This window comes from Bartonella sp. MR110HLJHH (assembly GCF_042194225.1).
GTDB classification, from domain to species: Bacteria; Pseudomonadota; Alphaproteobacteria; order Rhizobiales; family Rhizobiaceae; genus Bartonella; species Bartonella grahamii.
The window spans coordinates 1-2,217 of sequence record NZ_JBHIMQ010000046.1 but is presented as its reverse complement, the minus strand read 5'-3'; the positions used below and the strand labels follow the sequence as shown (position 1 = coordinate 2,217).

The 2,217-nt window shown below is 35.3% G+C and carries 3 protein-coding genes; 2 read left to right on the top strand and 1 reads right to left on the bottom strand.

Annotated features, from left to right (window positions below; genetic code table 11):
* Positions 1-522, top strand: a 522-nt coding sequence (locus tag ACFIKB_RS09105; RefSeq protein ID WP_375653426.1) for a hypothetical protein, incomplete at its 5' end; no start/stop codon positions are given.
* Positions 523-532: 10 nt separating this feature from the next.
* On the top strand, positions 533-1,171 hold the full coding sequence (locus tag ACFIKB_RS09100) for a hypothetical protein (protein WP_375635679.1): 639 nt from the start codon (positions 533-535) through the stop codon (positions 1,169-1,171).
* Here the strand turns inward: ACFIKB_RS09100 and ACFIKB_RS09095 are convergent.
* Complete coding sequence (locus tag ACFIKB_RS09095) at positions 1,145-1,963, bottom strand: hypothetical protein (RefSeq protein WP_375620297.1); 819 nt, start codon at positions 1,961-1,963, stop codon at positions 1,145-1,147. The two genes, ACFIKB_RS09100 and ACFIKB_RS09095, sit on opposite strands and share 27 nt — an antisense overlap.
* Positions 1,964-2,217 lie beyond the last annotated feature (254 nt).

Here is a 2,217-nt window from a genome sequence, read left to right as displayed (position 1 = left end):
AAGATAGATGCGTACCGAGAAGAGTTTAAACGGAAAAGTGAAAAGATACAGGCACTAAAAGCAGATGTTCAATCACGTGATACGGAAATTGATGAACTGAAACAAAAGATGAAAGAATGTGACGACGAGGAAATTAAAGAACTGAAGCAAGAAATTAAAGAACTCGAAGTAGATGTGCAATTACGCGACGAGGAAATTAAAGAATTGAAGCAAGAGATTGAAGAACGCGACGAGGAAATTGATGAACTGAAACAAAAGATGGAAGAATGTGACGACGAGGAAATGGAAGAACTGAAGCAAGAGATTGAAGAACGTGACGAGGAAATTGAAGAACTTAAACAAAAGATAGATGCGTACCGAGAAGAGTTTAAACGGAACAGTGAAAAGATACAGGCACTAAAAGCAGATGTTCAATCACGCGACGAGGAAGTTGAAAGACTAACACAAGAGCTTAAACAGCGTGATGAAGCAGTAAAAGCGCCGGCTCATAAGAATAAGAAGAGTAAGAAGAAGGGTAAGTGAGGAGAGAGGGATGGGCTTAATTGCACTTATTATATCTTGTATTGCTAATTTGTGTTCATGTTATGCGGTTTATACCAATTTTAAAAACATAAAAATGCTTAGACAAGCGATAAAAGAACGAGATGAGTTAATAGCGTCACAAAAAGCGTTGATGGAAGGACAGCTAGCAGAAAATGAAGAGAAAATACAACATTTACAAAAATTACAAAAAGAAGTGCAAGAACGTTTGTTGGAATCTGAACAGAAGAAATCTAAAGAGCAAGAATATTTGACTGAATATGAAAATATTAATGACAATCTTCAAGAGCCTGAAGATGTTCGTGCGCTTGTAAGAGAGTTTGTAAACAAAGCTCCAATTATAAATGAATATAGTGATGAAAAAGATGATGATAGAGCACGAAAGATATTGCAACAATTAATGATGGATGAACAGAGAAAGAATGAAGCAATTCAAATTATTAACGATGTCCATACATGGTTTATGGCAAAAAAAACCGTTACAATTGAAGAAGTTAATAAATGGGATAGATCGCAATATTTATTATTTCATCTTGTGAGGCCAAAGCCACTGACATGGGCCGAGTTGGCTGAAAAAAGTATTGAGGAACAACAGCGTTATTGTTCAAATTGGAAAACCATTATTCTTTGAACGTAACAGCTGTAAGAGTTCTGGTTCAAAGTATTGAATATCGCGGACGGGAAAATTCACTTTTTCTGGTGGATTTTGAGGATCTACGGCAGTGTGTTCTAAAGTGAATGCTAGTCTAGATGGTGTATTATTATTTATAGGTGCGATAGTAAGAACCAAGTATAGCGAGCTGGAAACATCAAGGCTAAATACATTAAGAGTATCATATATTTTAGGTTCTACTTTAGGTTTTTTTAAACAGAGAAGTTTGAAATTTTTGGGGGAGATGGTGTGTACCTTTTTATAAGGAGGAAAAGGATAGGATATACTATATGTTGCATGAATAAATCTAAAAAGGCTGTCTTTATTTATACTAATCGAATTGATTGTAATTGGTTGTTTTGTAGGATTTGCAATGAATAAAGCTATATCGATGAATAAAAATACGTCACTATCGGGATCTTTATATGTTCGCATATATTGTGACAAAACATTAAGTTTTCTTTGCTCTAAAATTTCTGTCTGTTTTTCTAGAACGTTGGTAAGCTTTTCTAGCGCTTGTGCTTGTTGTTTAGTTGATTTAGCTATGTCCATGGCATTAGCTAATTCAGCTTTAAACTTTTCTAGATCTTCCTTTCTTGATTTTTCAGCTTCTATTTTGTCTTCCTTTCTTAATTTCAATGTCTGTTTAATAGAACGAAAAGCAAAAATTGCTGATAATAAAGCACCAACCGAAGAAAGTGCTGAAAATAATACAGAAAACGCTGAAAATAATACAGGATGCTGTTCTATCCAATTTAAAACTGCTTGCATATTTTACACACCGTTCTTTCTTTCATTTTCGGAAAAAAACAACCTAATAAAACACATTGTGTATGGAGAGGCGCAGTGAATAACACGATTCTTTGTTTTGATCTAGGTACCAAAACGGGGTGGGCGATACGTGGTGCAAGTGGTGACATGTTCAGTGGTACCGTGAATTTTCAATCGCGCCGTTTTGAAGGCGGTGGAATGCGTTACTTGCGTTTTAAACAATGGCTATCAGAAATAAAGCAGACAGCAGGTCA

Excerpts from the sequence above, each read along its gene's own strand:
- ACFIKB_RS09100 (WP_375635679.1), top strand. The coding sequence starts at position 533 with ATGGGCTTAATTGCACTTATTATATCTTGTATTGCTAATTTGTGTTCA.
- ACFIKB_RS09095 (WP_375620297.1), bottom strand. The coding sequence starts at position 1,963 with ATGCAAGCAGTTTTAAATTGGATAGAACAGCATCCTGTATTATTTTCA.